The following is a 21,352-nucleotide window of genomic DNA, read 5'->3' as shown; positions in this document are numbered from 1 at the left end:
GCTTGCAGAGTAAGAATAATCGCAAGAATAAGCCTTATACCTCGGTAAAACCGAGGTATTAGTCGCTTTTTTAGGTTTGTCGCCGTTAAATTGCCACTGGCGCCTTAATATGTGGGTGCGGTTCATAGCCTTCAAGTTCGAAATCTTCAAAGCGATAACCGAATAAAGACAATGGCTTACGTGTGATCTTCATCACAGGTAATGGCTTAGGATCACGACTTAATTGCAATGCCGCCTGTTCCATATGGTTATTGTATAAATGGGTGTCGCCACCGGTCCAAACAAAATCACCTAAGCCTAAATCACATTGCTGCGCGACCATCATGGTCAATAAGGCGTAGCTGGCGATATTAAAAGGTAAGCCGAGGAAGACATCACATGAGCGCTGATAAAGCTGACAAGATAACTTGCCGTCAGCGACATAGAATTGGAAAAAAGCATGACAAGGTGCCAATGCCATCTTATCAAGTTCACCTACGTTCCATGCTGATACGATTAATCGTCGCGAATCAGGCTGGGCTTTAATATCCGCTATCACTTGGCTAATTTGGTCGATATGACGACCATCAGCGGCCGGCCAACTGCGCCACTGCGCGCCATACACTGGGCCTAAATTACCGTCAGCATCTGCCCACTCATCCCAAATTTTTACTTGGTGTTCATGTAAATAAGCAACATTGGTGTCGCCTTTTAAAAACCATAATAATTCATGGATAATCGAGCGTAAGTGACATTTCTTGGTGGTGACTAAAGGAAAACCTTGATTTAAGTCAAATCGTATTTGATGACCAAAGACTGAGCGAGTGCCAGTGCCGGTGCGATCAGACTTGTCTGTGCCCTTATCTAAGATATGTTGCATAAGTTCAAGATATTGCTGCATTAGCGTACCACCTACCTTCAAAAAAATTAAAATAAAAACATGGAGATAATAAGATTCTGCGAGTTAACACTCGACTGAATAATTTGAGCTGTTTAGGGTTTACACCATTAGACACTCAAAAATTCACTCCAAAAACGATCCACAAGCCTGTCGTTATTCGTTTGCGGCTAGCGCGCTACAATAACAGAAATATGCTCATTTCGGCTTAAGTGAAAAGAATTTATTGTAACGCCATCACTTAAAAATTCGCAGGTAAGCAAGCACAATGAGCATCCAGTCTTAACTAAGTAACAGCTTTACACCTATGACTATCAATAGCAGTGCAAAAATACGTTTAAGAATGGGTGTTGGCCAGATGCTGGCGGCTTTAGCGCCAAGAGGAGCGGTTAATACTGAGGTTGAAACAATGGCAAGTAACGCGGGCACATAGATGTAGCCTAAGGTGCCAGCAGGTAAAGAGTGAACGTCCCAACCGGTAGTGATATAACCCAGTGAGCCAAAGCAGGCTATCACTATGCCTATCATAGACGAAGTCCCCACAGCTTTGGCCATGGCTAAGCCGCACCAGACTAAAAATGGCACCAATAATACCCCGCCGCCTATCCCCATTAATCCCGAAATCATGGCAATGATAATACCGATGACAAAGATAACGCTGTTAGAGGGTAAGCCCGCTGCGGCGTTAACTTTAAGGGGAAACCACATATTGATGGCCATGAGCATGACAAAGATAGCGAACACTTGCTGTAAATAGGCGCCCAAAAAGGCCTTAGCAATAAATCCCGATAAAAACGCGCCTATGACTATGCCAGGCAGTAACGCTTTTAATACCGTAAAATCAACGTTGCCGCGCCCCCAGTGAGCTTTGGCTGAGGATGCCGAGGTTAATATGATGGCGCTAAGCGAGGTGGCAATGGCCACATATAATAAATGAGGTTCGCTGATACCAACCTTAGGCAATAAATAGAGTAAGGCTGGCACTATGATAAGGCCGCCACCTATGCCTAGCAGGCCAGCTAGAAAGCCCACGAATGAGCCTAAAATTAAGCACCAAACCATCAACCAAACTATAGTGTCCACGTCTTATCCATTTTATTATTATCAGACAAATACTTAAGCTGCTATCCGTTCATTAAGCTTACTGTCACTCGTAGTGCCAACGCTTCACCCTCAGCATTTTCAGTTAATGCTGTGCAGTTAACGCTAAGCGATTAAACCTATGCAGTTAAACCAATGTCGTTAAATCAGCCCTGCTAAGCCGCGCTGATCTAAAAACATCAGCAAATGCTGACGCACAGCATTACCGTCATGCAAGCGTAAAATTTGCTCAAGCATGGCACTTAAGTCAGTGCGAGAAATGCGCCGCAGTAAATAATTGACCCGCGCTAGGCTTCCTTGGTTCATGCTGAGTTTATCAAAACCCATGGCCACTAAAATTAACGCGCCTAAGGTTTCACCAGCGAGTTCACCGCAAACACTCACTTCAAGCTGATTTTGTTGGCAATCAAAACTCGCGCGGCGCAGCGCCCGCAGAAAGCCTGGATGGTAACTATCATACAAGCTACTGACCCTAGGATTATTTCTATCAACCGCTAACAAGTATTGGGTGAGATCGTTAGTGCCGACCGAGACAAAATCCAGCAATTGCGCCAATTGATCTATCTGATACAAAATAGCGGGCACTTCAATCATGGCGCCTACTTTCGGGCGGCGCAGCAGCACTTCACTATCAAGATTAATTTCTTGCCAGGCTTGATCAAATATCGCCAAGGCTTGCTCGACTTCATCTAGGCAGCTCACCATAGGTAGCAAGATATACAGCTCAGAGGCTTGGCCGATACTCGCGCGCAGCATGGCGCGGATTTGAATCAAAAAAAGCTCAGGGTGGTCTAACGATAAACGTATGCCGCGCCAACCTAAAAACGGATTATCTTCATTGATAGGAAAATAAGGCAGCGGTTTATCACCGCCAACATCTAAGGTACGCAGCACCACGCGCTTACCATTGGCCGCGCTTAATACTTGCTGGTATACCGCCATCTGCTCAGCTTCTGACGGGAAACTTTGCTGCAGCATAAATAAAATTTCAGTGCGATAAAGCCCGATGCCATCGGCGCCATTGGCAAGATCGTTAACCACGCCGCTAATGAGGCCGGCATTTAAGTACAGCTGAATTCTGTAGCCATCTAAGGTGCAGGTCGGTAAGGCTAATTCTGCGGCGTATTCTTTGGCTAAGGCTTTTTCCGCCGAAATAAGCATGCGATATTCACTGACTACCGCGGGGCTTGGCGACACTAATAACTGGCCACGGTTGGCATTGATGACCATTAACTTGTTATTTAAGTCGGCATCAAACAACTGCTCAACACCAACCAGCGCCGGAATGCCTAAGGCGCGCGCTAAAATAGCAGCGTGAGAGTTAGTTCCGCCCCACTCAGTCACAATACCTGCAAGCTTTTGCGGTGAAAACTCGGCCAGCATGCCAGTGGTGACTTCTCTTGCGAGTAAAATCACAGGTTTATCTAATGTTAAAGCAACGCGCTCAGGCTCTATCAATTGCCTTAACACCCGCATGCCTAAGTCGCGGATATCCGCGGCTCGGCCTTTAAGGTACACATCTTCCATGTTTTCAAACTGTAAGATGTAGGCGCAGCACACGCGGCTAACAGCAGTTTCGGCGCGCCAGCCTTGATTAATGCTTTGCCTAAACTCGCCGCCAAGGCTCGCATCATCAAGCAGCATCTGCATGGCGGTAAATATTGAGCTAATATCTTGATTTAGTTCATGTTCAAATCGAGACGCCATCACACTTAAATCATCACGACTGCGCTGTAAGGCACTCTCTAAGCGCGCTAACTCTTCATCAAGATTGTCACAAGGTAAATCAGGCTGGGCAATAGCAATTTCAGCGCCGAGAACTAGACCATAAGCTATGGCTATGCCTTTGGAGGCCGTTTTGCCATGGTATAAAATCTGATGCTGAGCTTGAATGGCACCATAGTTTTTATAGCGCTGCTGCTTTTGCTTTTGTGAACTAATGGCCATAGCGAGCTGCGCAGCTAAAGTCATTAAAAATGACTCTTCATGCTCACTAAATAATCGCGCCTCAGTTTGCTGCACCACTAATACGCCGACTACGGCTTTTTGATATACCACAGGTACAGCTAAGAAAGCTTGATAGTGCTCTTCACATACTTCGGGGATAAGTTTAAAACGGGGATGCAAATGGGCATTGGCGAGGTTGAGCACTTCTTCTTTTTGTGCAACCAAGCCCACTAAGGCTTGATCAAGGGGAACACTCACTTGCCCGACCGCCGAGGCTAATAAACCATCGGTGGCGGATAAGAGCAGCTGTTGCTGCTCAAGCAAATAGATAGAACAACAGTCAGTATTCATCGCCTGCTTGGTTTGAGTCACCAGCAGAGTTAACGCCTGCTCCAGATTTGGGGCTGAGGCAACAGCTTGTGTGATGTCTCTTAGCGTATTTAACACTGACCCCGTCTCCTAGTTGCGGTAGCGAGTACGCCGCCGCTGCGGTTCCTTCGCTTGAAATGATAAAGCAATTTGAGAAAATTCCTTCATGACCTTTCTATATACTTCGCGTTTAAATGACACCACTTGCCGCACTGGGTACCAATAATTAACCCAGCGCCAATCATCAAATTCGGGATGACCTGATGAATTTAAGTTGATGGCACTTTCTTGGCTTTTCAACTGTAATAAAAACCATTTTTGCTTTTGGCCAATACACATAGGCTTACTATCTTGACGCACTAAGCGTTTGGGTAAGCGATAACGTAACCAAGAGCGACTACTGCATAAGACTTGTACGTGTTCAGGCCTTAAACCTACTTCTTCATAAAGTTCACGGTACATAGCTTCTTCAGCGGACTCGCCATCATCGACACCGCCTTGCGGGAATTGCCAAGAATGTTGTCCATAGCGTCTGGCCCACATAACCTGGCCAAATTTATTACAGATGATGATGCCCACATTTGCGCGAAAGCCGTCGCTATCAATCACATGGACTCCACAATAGCATAAAATTAATGGCTTCGATTGTTTCACAAAGCGGGGCTGGCAGCAATTGCTGATTAACCAAGGGTTATGGATAAATCAAGCATTTCACACTTATTTATCAACAAAGCATGTTAGCTAACTTGAGCGTTATCCACAAAATCTGTGGATATCTCTGTTTGAAACTCGGTAAAAACTCACTATCACTAAGATCTTGCCAAAATATTGTGACTAACATTCGCCAACCGCGGCAAGCATAAGCAGTTGTATTTAAATGCCTTTAATTAAATGCCTTTTGATTATTCATTGATAAAACTCAAAATCGTTCAATAATCATACTAGCCTAAAAATCGACAATAATCGGTACATAAGCTCACCAAGTTATTCACAATATAATTTTAAAACCGTCTCAAAAAACAATTTTAAGGCGGAATTTAGGCTTGACCTGAGCTATTTGATCCTTTATAGCAGTGAAAAAATGGCACTTATCCAACAAACCTGTGGATAACTATGTGAGGAACGGTGGGGCAAATAGCGAGTAACTGAACGGCAAAATAGCATAACTAAGTAAAAGCTTTTAATTACATCAAGTTAAGTTAAAATTTTAGTTAAGGTCATCCCCCCTAAAACAATCGCTCACTTTTTAACCAATCAATAATTCGCGTTCAATTTTTTGTGGCTGTTGTCGATATGTGTCTCTTTGGGTATTTGCGCTGCTATATAAGTGCTTATTTCTATGCGTCTATTTTTATGCGCCTATTTATCTAGACTGATTTTCATATGGGCTTATTTTCAAATAATCGTCATTCGCTAACGTTAGCAAGGCTAAGGCTGACAACGTAAGTTCGCTATCAGCATTAACCGCAGCCGCTTGAGTATTGAATCAATGAGAGAGTCTGCTAAAATTCCGCCATGAATAATACTAAGCACTCACCGCAAACCTTAGCGGAATTACTCGAGCGCGCCGATAACATGGCGGGTATGACCTTAGCGCAATTGGCTCAGGCCAATAACATAGTCATGCCAGCCAATCTGCAGCGCCATAAAGGTTGGGTTGGGCAGTTAATTGAGTTGGAACTCGGTGCCACGGCGGGCTCTAAACCTGAGCAAGATTTCCGTCATTTAGGCGTTGAGCTTAAAACCATCCCCATTAATGCCGCAGGAAAGCCACTTGAAACCACTTATGTGTGTGTTGCGCCGCTTAACGATATTCAAGGGCTGCGCTGGCAAGACTGTTTGGTGAGTCATAAATTGCAGCAAGTACTATGGGTACCGATTGCTGGTGATCGCCATATTCCTTTAGGCGAGCGGCGCATTGGTACGGCGTTTTTATGGCAACCCTCGCCTTCGCAGTGGCAGCAATTGCAGCAAGACTGGGAAGAAATCATGGAGCTGATTGCCACCGGCCAAGTGAATAAGATTACCGCGCGCCATGGCGAAGTGCTGCAACTGCGCCCAAAGGCTGCCAATAGCCGCGTAAAAACCATTAGCATAGATAGCCTAGGACAAAAGCAACTCAGTAACCCACGCGGCTTTTATTTAAAGATAAACTTTACCGCTGAAATCTTGAGTCAAGCGTTCCAATAACCTGCTGCGCCGCTTGCAGTATGAACTTTTCGTCATATTCTCTACATTTATTGATCTTGATCACGAATTAATCTTCTCAAGTTGTCGCGTTTTTCTATAAACTAACGCCTTCTGCAATATGAGGCGTATTTCCCCTAGTGATAGTCAGTCGTCAAGTCACAAAATTGCTTTTCGCTATACTTGCGTGGACCGTGGCCATGGCCGCTTTTGTCTTCTTTCGCTATGCCCAAAGCCCAGAACTTCCCCAGTGGGCCGTTGGCAGTGGCGATCTCGCCACACTTGCCATTTATATGGGTATTATCTTTGGCTCCCTGCATTGGTTATCTAACTTAATTGCTGACTTATCAGCGATTAATCGCCTGCCCTATCTGTTTTCAGTGATCTTTAAAGGCCTGTTTTTATTACTGGGCGCCACAACCTTAGCTTATATGACCCAGTACCTAAACATGTGGGCCATTACTAATCATATGACGACCCTCAGGCAAATGCTGTCGGTGCATATTCTCTATACCCCGTCATTTCAGGCACTGATCATCTATTTAGTGGTAGTGCGCATTGGCCTCGCCTTTATTGAGCAAATGAGCTTATTAGTTGGCCCTAGGGTGTTACTCAATATTGGTTTAGGTAAGTATCATCGTCCGCGCTATGAGCAGCGACTGTTTTTATATTTAGATATGGTGGCTTCAACCACTCACGCGGAAACCTTAGGTGATTACCGCTTTAGTCGCTTAATTCAAGATAGTTTTAGCTTGTTGGCTGAAACTGTGGCTAATAATGATGCCGAAATATACAGGTATATGGGCGATGCAGTACTGATCCATTGGCCATTAAATCAAGGCATTAAGCAGGATAGAGTGATGAATATCTATTTTGACTTTAGCCAGCAACTCAATTGGCAGCGCCATTATTTTGAAGAGCATTACGGGTTTGTGCCAAAATTTAAGGCGGCGGCCCATTGTGGCCAAGTAGTGGCCGCTGTGGTTGGCGTGCATAAACAAGAGATTAGTTTCTTCTCGGATGTCATCAATACCTTAGCGCGCTTGCAAGATCAGTGTAATCCTTTAGGTCAGCGCATGCTGATTTCAGGTAATCTTGCCGAATTATTGAATATGGATGACAGCTTGTATCGCCTCAATAACTTAGGCCAAGTACAGCTTAAAGGTAAGCAACATACCACTGAAGTCTTTGGTGTCAGTAAGAAGCAATAAGGCAGTCATAATGGGAGAAAGTAAGCCGATGAGCACTGAGCCAGACGCAAATCTCGCCGCAAACCAGCCTACTGTGAGCACAGCAGCGATAAGCAAAGCGCCTATCAATGAAGCGCCTAATAGCCAGATTTGCCCTCGCTGCCAAGCCAGTAACCAGTGCGCTGTGGCCTCTGGCGCCAACATTAATGCCTGTTGGTGCCTTAATATCACTTTTCCTACCCGTCCAGCGGCAAATACTTCTGACTTAACCCTTGAACCAAATGCTGTTATTCGCCCTGACGCTTGCCTGTGCCAGACATGCGCCGAGGCGATATTACAGATTCAACACTTAGCCCGCGAAATAAAATCCTAGCCTAAGTCCTAGTCTTAGAAAAAGACTAGATATCCGCTTAACTTTAAGCAGCTTAACGGCCACCCTTTTCTAATAAACTTTGAATTTCTAAACCTAAGGTTCTAAAGGTTAAAATTCGACTGGTGGTTTGACGCCACACTAAGCCGATATCGCGATAAGGTGCTTCCCCTGGCGGGTCAAACACGCATAAATCGGTATTAGATAAGATACCTGAATCAATGGCCATTTGTGGCAAGAAAGTCGTACCTAACTTGCTATCCACCATTTGCACTAAAGTGTGCAAACTCGTCGCCGCAAATGGGTTAACCTTAGCGCTATCCCCTAACTGACAAGCGGTAATCGCATGCCCTGTGATGCAATGCTCGCTTTGCAGCAAGAAAATACTTTCATCGGGCAGTTGCTGATAATCAATAGGCACATGCACGCCTTCTTTTAAGTCGCTATGCATCACCATCTTAAACGGGTCAACCCCAACTTTCATGCTATGAAAGCCTTGGGTATCCACAGGTAATGCCAGCAGCAATAAATCAAGCTCGCCTTTGCCTAAGGCACCGAGCAACCTGTCGGTGGTATCTTCTTTCAGTAATAAAGTAAGTTCTGGGTAGTTAGTCTGACAATGGCGCACTAAGCGGCTTAATAAAAACGGCGCTATGGTCGGGATACAACCTAAACGTATGGTGCCTGTCATCGGCGCGCCTTGGTTTTGGACTAATTCGACTAAGTCATCCACATCTGTCAGTAAGTTACGGGAGCGGCGCACCACTTCTTCGCCAATGGCGGTAAACATAAACGATTTATGGTCACGCTCAATCAGTTGATGGCCTAACTGCTCTTCCAGATTTTGAATACCACTGGATAAGGTTGACTGACTCACATGGCACACCTTGGCGGCGCGATTAAAGTTTTGTTCTTGATGCAGATGTACTAGGTAATACAAATTTTTAAGGCTGGGAAGGTGTTTCATGAATTCGATTGCCTTGTGCAGTTTAAATTCAAAAGTCCTATTACTTTAGCATACTCCTAGCGCTTAGATTCAAGTGCCACCTCACAGTTATTAAACGCGCGCCCATAAAAAAAGAGGCCCTAGGCCTCTTAATCAAACAGTCGCAAGCTTAAGCTTGAGATTCAAGATAAGCCTTAAGGCTTGCCAAATCTTTAGCACTAAATTCAACTATGTTACTTAACCACACACAGTGCAGTTCAGACCATTGCTCTGATTCACCGTGTTGTAATAACTGCGCGAATTGCTGGACTCGCTTCATTCCTACCGATCCCGCGGCACCTTTAAACTTGTGGGCTTCTGCGCATAAAGTTTCCTTATCGGAAGCCTCTTGAGCTTGAATTAAATTGCCGACATATTCTGGTAATAACTGCTCAAACAACACCACACTTTTTAATAAGGTGGTTGCGCCAATGGCATTGCAATATTGTTGGAGCGTGTTTAAATCCAAAACTGTGTCTAAATCGGCTTGCGACATGTAATTGTCCTCGAAATGCTAAGCGTGAGATACATCATGATACCTCTTACCGTTAAAGGCGCAAGCCTTAAACCTTGCTAAATATGCGCCTTAAATCACAGCCAATCATCTAATCGCGGCAAGTTTTGCGCAGAATCTTTAGCAGATGGTCACTTTGTCGGCAACATGCACACAATTAAATTATCTCTTTTAAAATTAGATAATTACTAATTACAACTAAATAGAATGTATGATTATGGCGGCATTAATCACCAGTCTAATCGCTCCTTAATGCCTGCCCTTGGCCACCAAACTCTCGTAGATTATCTTCAATGGCAACCATGGCATCCCAGCGGCGACTACACCAATCGGGCGCGAGTAACATAGGGCGCTGCGCGTACGCGGCAACTCGATGATAAATAATATGTTTAGGGGTAGCGCGGATCATCTCCCCCACACTAAAGGCATAATCTTCTAGCGCCATAATGGTGAGTTTATCGCTGCGCCATGCCTTAGCCATAGTGCTGCCTTCAACTATGTGCAGCGGGTGAATCTTCAACCCATCTATGCCTAACTCCAGTACCTGCGTTAAGGTCTGCATATAATCTTGATGAGTTTCACCAGGCAAACCCAAAATCAAATGGGTACAAACCTTAATGCCAGCGCGGCGAGCGCGCGCTACAGTATCGGCATATTCTTGCCAGCCATGACCACGATTAATGCGCTTTAAGGTCTGCTCATTCGCGGTTTGCAGCCCAAGTTCGAGCCAGACTTCGAGCCCCTTGTCTTGGTAATCGGCTAATAATTCAATCACAGCATCGGGGACACAATCGGGGCGAGTACCAACAGCAAGACCAACGATATGCTCATCTTTAATGGCTTCATCGTAGCGCGCCTTTAATAAGGCGTATTCATCATAGGTACTGGTATAGGCTTGAAAGTAGGCGATGTACTTATCATTGGCGGCATCTTTATTGTTACCTAAGCCTTTAGCTTGCCTATCTCTTTGTCTAAATTTGCCTTGGCTAATTTGCTCGCTAATACCAAGGTCGGTGCCAGCTTCGTGGCTAAAAGAAGATACATTGCAAAAGGTGCAACCACCGCGGCCTAAGGTGCCATCACGGTTCGGGCAAGTGAATTTAGCATCGATAGTCAGCTTTTTAACTTTTTGACCAAAACGTGCTTTACAGGCGGCGCCATAGGTATTGATGTATGAATCTAGGCCCACAAAGCCTCCTAAAAAATCGGTTATTGTATGAGAATTTGCTGATCTTCGCAGCCGTTATCCACACAAAATGCTGAAGCTGACAACTAAATATCCTAAGGCATTGATTAACCACAGTGATAAACACTAGCTATCAAGCTAACTCTCCTATAAATCGCAGTGATTGCCCCTTGTTGTAGCGAAAAGTTTGAGATAGCGATTATTCACTGTATCTGCAATAAAACTCATTATTTCATAAATAGGCATAATTGACGCACTCACACAGCGCAACAAATAAAATCCATTTAAAACAATGACATTAATAAATTTAAGCACGTTTACGTCAACGTAAGCTTAAGTAAGAAATTTTAAGCTAATTAGATTATTATTTAACGTTTATGCATTTTTGCATTTGACCTTTGTCTAATGTCTCGATAATTTGGAGAGTCCGGGCATTGGCTAGTTAGTAGGCGACTTACATTAGCGCTGACTCCTCTCCCGCTCAGTTAAGTCGTATCAAGGGAGATTTTCGTATGAGCTTATATCATCCAAGTTTCGAGAGAGATAACTGTGGATTTGGCCTAATAGCCCAAATGGATGGCGAAGCCAGCCATAGAATTATTCGAACCGCCATTCAAGGTTTGGATAGAATGAAACACAGGGGTGGTGTGGCAGCGGATGGCGCCACCGGCGATGGCTGCGGCTTGCTGATGCAATTACCCGTCAAATTTTTCCAAGCTATTGCCGATGAGCAAGGCTGGCACTTAAGCCGCAAATTTGCGGTTGGCATGCTGTTTTTAAACCCAGACCCAGACTTGGCCGAAATGGCCAAACAAGTGATACGCAAAGAACTCGAAAAAGAAACCTTAAGTATCGCCGGTTGGCGCGATGTGCCTATCAATACCACAGCTTTAGGGGCAACAGGCCTTAAGAGCTTGCCAAACATTACCCAAGTGTTAATCAATTCGCCCATTGGCTGGCGCGAAAAAGACTTAGAGCGCCGTTTATACATGGCAAGGCGCCGCATCGAGCAGCAATTGCAGCATGACTCTGAATTTTATATCCCAAGCTTATCTGGGCAAATCATTGTTTATAAAGGGCTGATGATGCCTGCGGCCTTACCTGTGTTCTATCCAGATTTAGCCGATTTACGTTTGCAAAGCGCCATTTGTCTGTTTCATCAGCGCTTTTCAACTAACACCTCCCCAAGATGGCCACTGGCGCAACCCTTTCGCTATTTAGCTCACAATGGGGAAATCAATACCATTACTGGCAACCGCCAATGGGCAAGAGCGCGCGCCTATAAATTTAGCTCGCCATTATTGCCTGACTTACAAATGGCGGCGCCGTTTGTGAATGAAACTGGCTCAGACTCATCGTCCTTAGATAATATGCTCGATATGTTGCTCTCAGGCGGCATGGATTTATTCCGCGCTATGCGCCTGCTTATTCCACCAGCATGGCAAAGCAATCCAGAAATGGATGATGATTTAAAAGCCTTTTATGACTTTAACTCTATGCATATGGAGCCATGGGATGGCCCTGCTGGCATAGTTATGACCAATGGTCGTCACGCGGCCTGCGCGGTGGATCGCAATGGTTTACGACCATCGCGTTACGTCATCACTAAAGATAGAATTTTAACCTTGGCCTCGGAAGTGGGAATTTGGGATTACGCTCCTGATGAAGTCATAGAAAAGGGGCGCGTTGGCCCCGGTGAATTGTTAGTGCTTGATACCTTAGATGGCAAATTGTATCAATCACTTGAAATTGATAACGATCTTAAGCGTCGCCATCCTTATCGTCAGTGGATGACTAAAAACAGCCAAGTGCTCACGCCCGCCGAACAATTGCCCCAAGGCAAGCAAGGCAATAGCGAGTTTTCAGCGGCTAAATTACTGCAATATCAAAAGCTATTTGGTTATAGCCGTGAAGAGCTCGAGCAAATTGTGTGGGTGCTGGCCAGCAAAGGCGAAGAAGCCATAGGCTCTATGGGTGATGATACCCCTATGGCCGTGCTATCGACTAAGCAGCGCTCTTTATTTGATTATTTCCGCCAAAAGTTTGCTCAGGTGACTAACCCGCCAATTGACCCATTGCGGGAAAAACACGTGATGTCACTGACCACCTGTGTTGGCCGTGAGCAAAACTTATTTAATGAAACCACAGGCCATGCTTATCGCGTTATGTTTGGCTCGCCAGTTTTATTATTCAGCGATTTCAATCAACTGCTGACACTCGATAAAGCCAACTATCGCGCTGACACTTTAAATCTGTGTTATGACGCCAACGAAGGGTTAGCTCACGCCATTAAACGCATTACCGATGAAGCCGAGCGTCTGGCGCGTATGGGCACTTGCCTGCTGGTATTATCCGATAGAGCCATCGGCAGTAAATGCTTAGTGATCCCGGCCATCATGGCGGTGGGCGCTGTGCAGCAGCGCTTAGTTGATAACAGTTTGCGCTGTGATACCAACATCATTGTAGAAACCGCTACCGCCCGCGACCCACATCATTTTGCGGTATTGCTCGGCTTTGGTGCGACCGCCATTTACCCATATTTAGCTTATGAGTCGATTGCAGCGTTAGCGGCGCGCAATGGCGAGCAGCATTCAACTGGGCTAATGATCAATTTCCGCTCAGGGATTGATAAAGGCCTTAGAAAAATTATGTCCAAAATGGGCATATCCACTGTGGGTTCATATCGCTGCTCACAATTATTTGAAGCCGTTGGCCTTGCCGATGATGTGGTCGACATGTGCTTTAAAGGCGTGATTAGCCGCATTCAAGGCGCGAGTTTTAGCCATATTGAGCAAGACCAAAAACAACTGCATAAGCTTGCCTTTCAAGCCCATATGCCTCTGCCCCAAGGCGGCTTACTTAAATATGTAGAAGACGGCGAATACCACAGCTTTAATCCCGATGTCGTCACTCACTTGCAGCAAGCCTTAAATAATAAAGATGGCGAAGCCTATCAACGCTTTGTTGATGCCGTGGATAAACGCCCAGCGGCAGTACTGCGCGACTTATTAGCCTTAAGCACCAGTCAAACGCCCGTTGAGCTATCAAGCGTAGAGCCAGCCTCTAAGCTGTATCCACGCTTTGATACTGCCGCCATGAGTATTGGCGCCTTAAGCCCTGAGGCTCACGAGGCGCTGGCGGTGGCCATGAATCGTTTAGGTGGTCGCTCTAATTCTGGCGAGGGCGGCGAAGATCCGTCGCGCTTTAACAGTGAACGTAACTCAGCCATTAAACAGGTGGCATCGGGCCGCTTTGGCGTAACCGCCCATTACTTAGTCAATGCCGAAGTGCTGCAAATCAAAATCGCCCAAGGCGCAAAACCTGGTGAAGGCGGACAATTGCCAGGGGATAAAGTCAGCGTTGAAATTGCAGGCTTAAGGCACTCACGCCCAGGCGTTACCCTGATTTCACCGCCGCCGCACCATGATATTTACTCCATTGAAGATTTGGCGCAGTTAATTTTTGATTTAAAACAAATCAACCCAAGAGCCATGGTGTCAGTCAAATTAGTCTCTGAACCTGGTATTGGCACAATCGCCACCGGCGTAGCTAAAGCCTACGCCGATATGATTACTGTCTCTGGCTATGATGGCGGCACAGGCGCGAGTCCTATTTCATCGGTGAAATACGCAGGTAGCCCGTGGGAGCTAGGCTTAGCCGAAGTCCATCAATCGTTAGTGACTAATGGTCTGCGCCATAAAATTCGCCTGCAAGTCGATGGCGGTTTAAAGACCGGGCTTGATGTCGTTAAAGCCGCCATGCTCGGCGCTGAGAGCTTTGGTTTTGGCACGGCCCCTATGATAGCGCTAGGCTGCAAGTACTTACGCATTTGCCATCTAAATAACTGCGCTACCGGCATTGCTACCCAGAATAAACAGCTGCGGGATAATCACTATCACGGCTTACCGCAAAAAGTGATGAACTACTTCGAATTTATCGCAGAAGAAGTCAGAGGCTATTTAGCTCAGCTCGGCTTTACCCATTTAGAACAGTTAGTCGGGCGCTGCGACTTATTAACTATGACGGTTGGCGCTACCGCTAAACAAGCGGCCCTTGATTTATCTGCGGTGTTATATCAAGCCACGCCGCCAGCAGGCAGCGGTTTAGTGTGGCGGGAGCGCAACCCACCCGAAGATATTGGCGCATTAAATCAGCGCATTATGGCCGATTGCGAGCAGGCATTAACGGAGAAAACAGCGCTTGAGCTTAATTACACTATCGCCAATACCGACCGTTCAGTAGGCGCTACGCTCTCTGGCAACATAGCGCGCTTATATGGCCGTCAAGGCACTAAAGCTAACATTCACCTTAAATTGCAAGGCACGGCAGGGCAAAGTTTTGGGGTATGGAATAGTCAGGGCTTACACATGACCTTATGTGGTGATGCCAATGATTATGTAGGTAAAGGCATGTCTGGCGGCCAGTTAACCCTATTTCCGCCCCATGGCAGTAACTTTAAAACCGAGCGTTCTGCCATCATAGGTAACACCTGCTTATATGGCGCCACTGGCGGTAAATTATTTGCCTCCGGCACCGCTGGCGAGCGCTTTGCTGTACGTAACTCGGGCGCTATTGCGGTTGTGGAAGGGGTTGGCGATAACGCCTGTGAATACATGACCGGCGGCATAGTGCTAGTGCTGGGTAAAACTGGGGCTAACTTTGGCGCCGGCATGACAGGTGGCTTTGCTTACGTGTTTGATCAATACAATAAGTTTGATAAGCGCTTAAACCGCGAGTTAGTTGATAGCCAAGCCGTGAGCTCAAGTATTCATCAACAGCACTTAAAAGCCTTAATTCAGCAACATGTGGCCCTCACCCAGAGTGAGCATGGCGCCATGATCTTGAACGATTTTGAAAATTGGATTGATTGCTTTGTGCTGGTTAAGCCCAAAAATATCGATGCCGCCGACTTATTAACGCTGGATTCCACCAGCTCTCCTTTAGCCGTCAAAGCAGGGTAATCAGCCATGAGCAATGATTTTCAATTTATCGAAGTGCAACGTCATGATCCGGCTAAACACCCAATAGCTCGGCGCGCAAAAGAATTTATTGAGATTTATCAGCCGTTCAAAAGCAATGAAGTGGCCACTCAAGCCGATCGCTGCCTAGATTGCGGCAACCCTTATTGCGAGTGGAAATGTCCGCTGCACAACTACATTCCTAATTGGCTTAGCCTTGCCAAACAAGGTCGTATTTTTGAAGCAGCAGAACTCATGCATGAAACCAATACCTTGCCAGAAGTATGTGGCCGCGTATGCCCACAAGACAGGCTATGTGAAGGCGCATGTACCCTTAATGATGACTTTGGCGCTGTCACTATTGGTAGCGTTGAGAAATACATTACTGATACCGCAATTGCCCAAGGCTGGCGCCCTGATTTAAGCCAAGTGATTCCAAGGCCTGAGCGAGTAGCCATCATAGGCGCGGGGCCTGCGGGTTTAGGCTGCGCTGATATTCTCGCCCGTAACGGCATTAAGCCTGTGGTATTTGATAAATATCCGCAAATTGGCGGCCTACTTACCTATGGCATTCCGGCCTTTAAGCTAGATAAAAGCGTAATGGCGACGCGCCGCACTGTCATGGAAGGCATGGGTATACAATTTCGCTTAGGCGTCACCATAGGTGAAGATATAGGTTTTGATACCTTACTCAGTGAATTTGATGCTGTGTTTTTAGGTATGGGCACTTATCGCGCCATGCAAGCCGATTTACCCGGTGAACAAAGTAGCGGTGTATATCAAGCTCTGCCGTATTTGATTGGTAACACCAATCAATTGATGGGGCAGAACCACAGTGAATTTCCGTATCTTAATTTACACGGCCAAAAAGTCGTGGTGTTAGGCGGCGGCGATACCGCCATGGATTGCGTGCGCACCGCCATTCGCCAAGGCGCCAGCCAAGTGACCTGCGTCTATCGCCGCGATGAAGCTAATATGCCAGGGTCACGCAAAGAAGTGCAAAATGCCAAAGAAGAAGGCGTGACCTTTTTATTTAATCGTCAACCAACGCAAATTACCGCGCAAGCAGGCAAAGTAGTGGGATTAGAGTGCGTTGAAACTAAGCTTGGTAGCAAAGATGCCTCAGGGCGTCAGCGCCCAGAAGTTATCGCTGGCAGCGAGCAAATATTGGCAGCCGATGCTGTCATTATTGCCTTTGGTTTTCAGCCAAGCCCTGCCCCATGGTTTGCTGACTTTGCCATAGCGACCGATGACAGTGGCAAGGTAAAAGCGGCTCAAACCACTGAGATGCCATTTCAAACTAGCCATCCCAAAGTCTTTGCTGGCGGCGATATGGTGCGCGGCTCAGACTTAGTAGTGACGGCTATTGATGAGGGGCGTAAGGCTGCGCTTGGGATTTTAAGCTTTTTAAATGAAGCCTCATAACCGCCAACACTTAAAGCTCAGCGAAAATCCAACCACCAGCAGCGCCCATTGAGGCTGTTGGTGGTTATTTACTTAACAAGCACTAAGCCCCGACCTCTCCCACACCCATTCCCGCATTCCTGCATTCCTGCATGGCTACTAACGTCTCCCTCTCGCCTGAGCTATTGCTGCGCTAAAACCGCTAGCCACACTTTTTTCATCTCGCTAAAAACGCTATAGTAGCGCCTTTATCTCATTGACAAGGCAACACCATGAAAATCGGTATTATTGGCGCTATGGAGCCAGAAGTGGCGCACTTAATAGCCGCCCTCACTAACAGCGTAGCGCACACCATTGCTGGCATAGATTTCGTTGAAGGTGAACTCAATGGCAAACAAGTCATAGTGACTCGCAGCGGCATAGGTAAAGTAGCGGCCACTATCGCCACTAGCTTACTTATCGATAGATTCGCGCCTGATGCAGTTATCAATACTGGCAGCGCGGGTGGCTTTGTCGACAGCTTAGCTATTGGCGACATTGTGATTTCAAACGAAGTTCGTCATCACGATGTCGATGTGACTGCCTTTGGCTATGAAATCGGTCAAATGGCGCAGCAACCCGCCGCCTTCATCGCCGATGCTAAATTAGTGGCCGCCGCCAAAGCCGCTATTAATGAACTGGGTGAAGTAAAAGCCATTGAAGGCCTCATCACTACAGGTGACAGCTTCATTTGCGACCCTGCCCGCACTAAAGTCATGCTGCAAAACTTCCCAACCATGGCCGCTTGCGAAATGGAAGGCGCGGCCATTGCACAAACTTGTCATCAATTTAAGGTGCCATTTGTGGTCATTCGTTCACTGAGCGATAACGCCAATAATGATTCACCTGTTGATTTTGATGCCTATATTGTAAAGGCGGGTTATCACTCGGCCTTAATGGTAATGGCGTTACTTAAGCAGCTGTAAGCGCGATTATTAGTTATAAGGTCACCACTAACAGCGGCAATCACTTGAGACGATTATGGACAATCGCATCCTAGAGACGTTACTGCAGGACAGTCCACTCCTTGGTTCTTTGTCGCTGTTATTATTGACCTTAATACTTGCTTATCTGGTGCCACTGCCGCAGGCATTAGACCCAAGATATTACTGGCAGCAGCTATGCCATTTACTCGGCGCCAAGACCTGTAAACCCACCAATTCTAGGTTTCAACAAGCGCTCGCGGGCACTTTAGCCGCGCTATTGTTGATTGTGCCTTGGTGGCTAATATTAACCTTGCTGCCAATGCTCGCTTATTATCCGTGGTTTTTTGAAGGCTTACTGCTGTATATCAGCTTTATTGGCGTGCAAGTCAATCGCCAAGCGCGCCGCATTCAGGGCTTATTATTAACTGGCGAAAAAGAAACAGCCAAAATCCAGTTACAAACGATAACGAATGCCGATACTCACGCTTTATCTGTGATAGGGATCAGTAAAGCGACAATTGAAGCGCAACTAACCACGCCAGCACGCACCTTAATCACAGCTTTATGTTATTTTCCTCTTGGCGGCGTCGTCTTAGTGTTACTAGTGCGTATGATTAATGAGCTCGCTTTTTGTTGGCCCAAGCAAGACCCTAAGTATCAATTTTTTGCGCAATCTATATATACACTCGATAAATGGTTGCAGTGGCTGCCTGAACTGATTTGGCAATCGCTGGTGGCCTTGCTCTATCATCAACCCATGGCCATAAGTCAGGCGTTTGTGACCCGCAAGCAAGAGTTACCGCAAATTTTAACCTTAGGTGCGCGCAGCTTAGCCACTAGCTTAGGTGGGCCACAAATGTTTAGCGGCCAGAAAGTTGTTCGACCCAAATTGGTGTATGGCGCCGAGCCTTATGCCGCCACGATTGACATGGCTTATCGGCTAACTCGCCGCTGCCAAGGTTTTATTATGTGTTTTTGTTGCAGCTTGCCCTTGATATGGATAGCGCTGCGCTTAGCTGCCCCTGCGTAGGAATTAATATGCTTATTGATGTTGCCCCCTTATCGTTAACCACTCCCGCGTTGCTGTTCCCTGCTATTTCACTGTTATTACTGGCTTATACCAATAGATTTTTCTCATTGGCAGCCTTAATACGCAATCTGAGTAGCGGTAAAGTTCCAGTGCAAGACGCTCAAATTAAAAACTTTCGCCAACGCATCAGCTTAATTCGCCGCATGCAGGAATCTGGCGTGGTAAGTTTTGCCTTGTGCGTATTATGTATGATGATGATATATCTTGGATTTAATAAGAGTGGCTCATTAGTGTTTGGCGCCAGCTTGTTGTTATTACTTTATTCATTGATTTTATCTGTGGTTGAAATTCGTATTTCAGTGGACGCCCTTAATATCCACCTCAAGGACATGAGCCGCTAATCATGGATGCTATCAATTGGATTTATCTGTTTGATATGGCGGGAACCGCTGTGTTTGCCTTAACTGGCGCACTGGCGGCGGCGCGCCATAAAATGGACCCGTTTGGGGTTATCGTATTAGCTGCCGTAACCGCTGTGGGTGGTGGCAGTATTCGTGATGCGTTAATTGGCGCCACGCCTGTCTTTTGGCTAACCGATAGTAACTACATAGTCTGCATTTTATTAACTGTCTTACCCACCATCTTATTAGTACGCTACCCCAACAAGATTGACCCACGCCTATTACCCATAGCCGATGCGTTTGGCTTAGCCTTATTTACTATCATAGGCGTAGAAAAATCCTTAGCCTTCGGTATTTCCGGCATGGGCAGCATCATAATGGGGGTGATTACAGGTGTGGGCGGCGGCATGATCCGCGATATACTTTGCCGTAAAATCCCGCTAATCTTGCGCAGTGAAATTTATGCCACCGCCGCCATGTTAGGTGCCATTACCTATATGGGCTGTTATAGCTTAGGGCTGGATAATACCGCCACTATCACCTTAGCTATGCTAGTAACCTTAAGCATACGGTTAGCGGCGATTCATTGGCATTTGAGTCTGCCTGCATTTGATGGTCAAACTAAGAGATATTAATTGAAATTTTTCTACGCACTCTTGCTGCTTATCGCCATGCCTGTTTGGGCCAATGGTGATATGCCGCCAGAGCAACAATTAGCAGTTCAATACATAGATGCTATGTCGGCCCATGATTATGCGGCGCTAGAGAGCTTTTATGACAGGGAAACTGTTTTTCATGACCGTACTGCCAAACGCAAGTATATTGGGCAGCGGCATATTATTGATTTTTTGAAGCGTGCTCACGAAGGTGTGCTTGAATATAGATTCAACATAGAGCACATGTATAACTCGGGCTCGTTAGTAGTCATGATTGGCAGTTACCAATTTAAAGGTCCGGGAGATTTATTTGGTAAGCCGGGTAAAATCATTAATGTTGCCATCCCAGGGGTGACTACCTTAAAACTTGATATGCACCTGCGCCGAGTAAAAGAGCACCTAGATTTAATTGATTACCAAACCATGCAAGATCAATTGCAAAGCCAATAAATCCGCGCACTAGTATCACAGCCTAGATAATTGCTAGCCTTTGATGGGGAACCTTAGCGAAAAACCTGAGTCGAATCATTATCCTTGTTAGATAAAAAGCTTATCAATGAATGTATTAGCCTATATTTTCAAGCCTTTGATTTACTCAATGAGCGCCTTAAGTTTGTTATCTTTAGGTGCGCTATGGCCTGCGTATGCGACAAGTAATCCTGACGCTACCCTTAATGCTCACCCCATAGTGGTGTCCTTAGCGCTGCGCCCAGTGGCGCATTTTAATCAGCAGATAGAGCAAGCCGCGCGCCAAGGGGATAACTGGAGTCAGCACCCTAAACTCATTGCCGAGCATTTCGCTGGCAAAGCTTTTATGCCCATAGAGCTCACCATAGCCTCCCCCATCAAACCGAAAAAAGCCGCTAAAACAACCTCGCAAACAGCAGCGCATCATCAAAAACACCAGCAAACACGCAAACAAACATCAACGGTAAAGTCCGAGCAGTATTATCTTCTTAGTCGCAATGAAGCTAATGGCGCGCAGTTGTTATTAATAGTGACCTTGCAGCAACTTAATCAGGGCTGGCAATTACAAACCGCGGCACTCAGTTGGCGTTGCCAACCCCACGGCGTATTTGCTACCACGCCTTGCAAACACTCCTAATGGCAGCTTAAGCACATAAAACAGTTCATATAACACTAGATAAATAGCCATAAAAAATGCCAGCAGTGGCTGGCATTTATAAGGTTTTGATTAAGGCGAAACTCAGC

General features: G+C 46.1%; 18 protein-coding genes. 11 read left to right on the top strand and 7 right to left on the bottom strand.

Going from position 1 to position 21,352, the window contains the following annotated elements; all coding sequences use genetic code 11:
• Positions 1-85: 85 nt before the first annotated feature.
• The 4 genes from thyA to rppH all read right to left on the bottom strand — a co-directional run bounded on the left by thyA (position 86) and on the right by rppH (position 4,903).
• Positions 86-880, bottom strand: coding sequence for a thymidylate synthase (gene thyA / locus FJQ87_RS05990; protein ID WP_140931502.1), 795 nt, complete (start codon positions 878-880; stop codon positions 86-88).
• A gap of 279 nt (positions 881-1,159) precedes the next feature.
• A complete protein-coding gene (locus tag FJQ87_RS05985) occupies positions 1,160-1,960 on the bottom strand; it encodes a sulfite exporter TauE/SafE family protein (protein WP_140931500.1) in 801 nt (266 codons plus the stop codon).
• A gap of 159 nt (positions 1,961-2,119) precedes the next feature.
• A complete protein-coding gene (gene ptsP, locus FJQ87_RS05980) occupies positions 2,120-4,372 on the bottom strand; it encodes a phosphoenolpyruvate--protein phosphotransferase (protein WP_140931498.1) in 2,253 nt (750 codons plus the stop codon).
• Positions 4,373-4,384: 12 nt separating this feature from the next.
• Positions 4,385-4,903, bottom strand: coding sequence for an RNA pyrophosphohydrolase (gene rppH / locus FJQ87_RS05975; protein WP_140931496.1), 519 nt, complete (start codon positions 4,901-4,903; stop codon positions 4,385-4,387).
• 906 nt (positions 4,904-5,809) lie between these two features.
• On the opposite strand from rppH, the gene mutH reads away from it, so the two are divergent.
• The 3 genes from mutH (at position 5,810) to FJQ87_RS05960 (ending at position 8,044) form a co-directional block, all read left to right on the top strand.
• Complete coding sequence (mutH, locus tag FJQ87_RS05970) at positions 5,810-6,484, top strand: DNA mismatch repair endonuclease MutH (RefSeq protein WP_140931494.1); 675 nt, start codon at positions 5,810-5,812, stop codon at positions 6,482-6,484.
• A 197-nt stretch (positions 6,485-6,681) separates the two neighbouring features.
• Positions 6,682-7,692 carry an adenylate/guanylate cyclase domain-containing protein gene (locus tag FJQ87_RS05965; protein ID WP_140931492.1) on the top strand — a complete coding sequence of 337 codons (1,011 nt, stop codon included), beginning with the start codon at positions 6,682-6,684 and terminating at the stop codon, positions 7,690-7,692.
• 10 nt (positions 7,693-7,702) lie between these two features.
• Positions 7,703-8,044: a cysteine-rich CWC family protein gene (locus FJQ87_RS05960; RefSeq protein ID WP_240778850.1), complete on the top strand. Its 342-nt coding sequence runs from the start codon at positions 7,703-7,705 to the stop codon at positions 8,042-8,044.
• 52 nt (positions 8,045-8,096) lie between these two features.
• Here FJQ87_RS05960 and oxyR read toward each other — a convergent pair whose 3' ends face one another.
• The 3 genes from oxyR to FJQ87_RS05945 all read right to left on the bottom strand — a co-directional run bounded on the left by oxyR (position 8,097) and on the right by FJQ87_RS05945 (position 10,729).
• Positions 8,097-9,008 (bottom strand): hydrogen peroxide-inducible genes transcriptional activator OxyR, encoded by a 912-nt coding sequence (gene oxyR, locus FJQ87_RS05955; RefSeq protein WP_140931490.1) that lies wholly within the window; start codon positions 9,006-9,008, stop codon positions 8,097-8,099.
• A 148-nt stretch (positions 9,009-9,156) separates the two neighbouring features.
• Positions 9,157-9,522: an Hpt domain-containing protein gene (locus FJQ87_RS05950; protein ID WP_140931488.1), complete on the bottom strand. Its 366-nt coding sequence runs from the start codon at positions 9,520-9,522 to the stop codon at positions 9,157-9,159.
• A 256-nt stretch (positions 9,523-9,778) separates the two neighbouring features.
• Positions 9,779-10,729 (bottom strand): TIGR01212 family radical SAM protein, encoded by a 951-nt coding sequence (locus FJQ87_RS05945; RefSeq protein ID WP_140931486.1) that lies wholly within the window; start codon positions 10,727-10,729, stop codon positions 9,779-9,781.
• 509 nt (positions 10,730-11,238) lie between these two features.
• Here FJQ87_RS05945 and gltB point away from each other — a divergent pair.
• From gltB to FJQ87_RS05905, 8 genes are all read left to right on the top strand, one after another.
• Positions 11,239-15,687, top strand: coding sequence for a glutamate synthase large subunit (gltB, locus tag FJQ87_RS05940; RefSeq protein WP_140931484.1), 4,449 nt, complete (start codon positions 11,239-11,241; stop codon positions 15,685-15,687).
• Positions 15,688-15,693: 6 nt separating this feature from the next.
• A complete protein-coding gene (locus tag FJQ87_RS05935) occupies positions 15,694-17,109 on the top strand; it encodes an FAD-dependent oxidoreductase (protein ID WP_140931482.1) in 1,416 nt (471 codons plus the stop codon).
• Positions 17,110-17,360: 251 nt separating this feature from the next.
• Positions 17,361-18,053, top strand: coding sequence for a 5'-methylthioadenosine/S-adenosylhomocysteine nucleosidase (gene mtnN / locus FJQ87_RS05930; protein WP_140931480.1), 693 nt, complete (start codon positions 17,361-17,363; stop codon positions 18,051-18,053).
• Between the two features lie 55 nt (positions 18,054-18,108).
• Positions 18,109-19,083 carry a cobalamin biosynthesis protein gene (locus FJQ87_RS05925; protein WP_140931478.1) on the top strand — a complete coding sequence of 325 codons (975 nt, stop codon included), beginning with the start codon at positions 18,109-18,111 and terminating at the stop codon, positions 19,081-19,083.
• Positions 19,084-19,091: 8 nt separating this feature from the next.
• On the top strand, positions 19,092-19,484 hold the full coding sequence (locus FJQ87_RS05920; RefSeq protein ID WP_140931476.1) for a DUF2721 domain-containing protein: 393 nt from the start codon (positions 19,092-19,094) through the stop codon (positions 19,482-19,484).
• Positions 19,485-19,486: 2 nt separating this feature from the next.
• Positions 19,487-20,119: a trimeric intracellular cation channel family protein gene (locus FJQ87_RS05915; RefSeq protein ID WP_140931474.1), complete on the top strand. Its 633-nt coding sequence runs from the start codon at positions 19,487-19,489 to the stop codon at positions 20,117-20,119.
• A 36-nt stretch (positions 20,120-20,155) separates the two neighbouring features.
• Positions 20,156-20,590, top strand: a complete 435-nt coding sequence (locus tag FJQ87_RS05910) for a nuclear transport factor 2 family protein (protein ID WP_140934008.1) — start codon at positions 20,156-20,158, stop codon at positions 20,588-20,590.
• 106 nt (positions 20,591-20,696) lie between these two features.
• The gene (locus FJQ87_RS05905; RefSeq protein WP_140931472.1) at positions 20,697-21,245 is read left to right on the top strand and encodes a hypothetical protein; all 549 of its coding nucleotides are present in this window, start codon (positions 20,697-20,699) and stop codon (positions 21,243-21,245) included.
• Positions 21,246-21,352: the final 107 nt, after the last annotated feature.

It is taken from the genome of Shewanella sp. SNU WT4 (assembly GCF_006494715.1).
GTDB lineage: Bacteria > Pseudomonadota > Gammaproteobacteria > Enterobacterales > Shewanellaceae > Shewanella.
This window is presented reverse-complemented; position numbering and strand designations above follow the sequence as displayed.

Bases quoted from the DNA above. Each gene is read 5' to 3' on its own strand.
- thyA (WP_140931502.1), bottom strand. From the start codon at position 880: ATGCAGCAATATCTTGAACTTATGCAACATATCTTAGATAAGGGCACA.
- mutH (WP_140931494.1), top strand. From the start codon at position 5,810: ATGAATAATACTAAGCACTCACCGCAAACCTTAGCGGAATTACTCGAG.
- FJQ87_RS05965 (WP_140931492.1), top strand. From the start codon at position 6,682: ATGGCCGCTTTTGTCTTCTTTCGCTATGCCCAAAGCCCAGAACTTCCC.
- FJQ87_RS05960 (WP_240778850.1), top strand. From the start codon at position 7,703: ATGGGAGAAAGTAAGCCGATGAGCACTGAGCCAGACGCAAATCTCGCC.
- oxyR (WP_140931490.1), bottom strand. From the start codon at position 9,008: ATGAAACACCTTCCCAGCCTTAAAAATTTGTATTACCTAGTACATCTG.
- FJQ87_RS05950 (WP_140931488.1), bottom strand. From the start codon at position 9,522: ATGTCGCAAGCCGATTTAGACACAGTTTTGGATTTAAACACGCTCCAA.
- gltB (WP_140931484.1), top strand. From the start codon at position 11,239: ATGAGCTTATATCATCCAAGTTTCGAGAGAGATAACTGTGGATTTGGC.
- FJQ87_RS05935 (WP_140931482.1), top strand. From the start codon at position 15,694: ATGAGCAATGATTTTCAATTTATCGAAGTGCAACGTCATGATCCGGCT.
- mtnN (WP_140931480.1), top strand. From the start codon at position 17,361: ATGAAAATCGGTATTATTGGCGCTATGGAGCCAGAAGTGGCGCACTTA.
- FJQ87_RS05925 (WP_140931478.1), top strand. From the start codon at position 18,109: ATGGACAATCGCATCCTAGAGACGTTACTGCAGGACAGTCCACTCCTT.
- FJQ87_RS05920 (WP_140931476.1), top strand. From the start codon at position 19,092: ATGCTTATTGATGTTGCCCCCTTATCGTTAACCACTCCCGCGTTGCTG.
- FJQ87_RS05915 (WP_140931474.1), top strand. From the start codon at position 19,487: ATGGATGCTATCAATTGGATTTATCTGTTTGATATGGCGGGAACCGCT.
- FJQ87_RS05910 (WP_140934008.1), top strand. From the start codon at position 20,156: ATGCCTGTTTGGGCCAATGGTGATATGCCGCCAGAGCAACAATTAGCA.
- FJQ87_RS05905 (WP_140931472.1), top strand. From the start codon at position 20,697: ATGAATGTATTAGCCTATATTTTCAAGCCTTTGATTTACTCAATGAGC.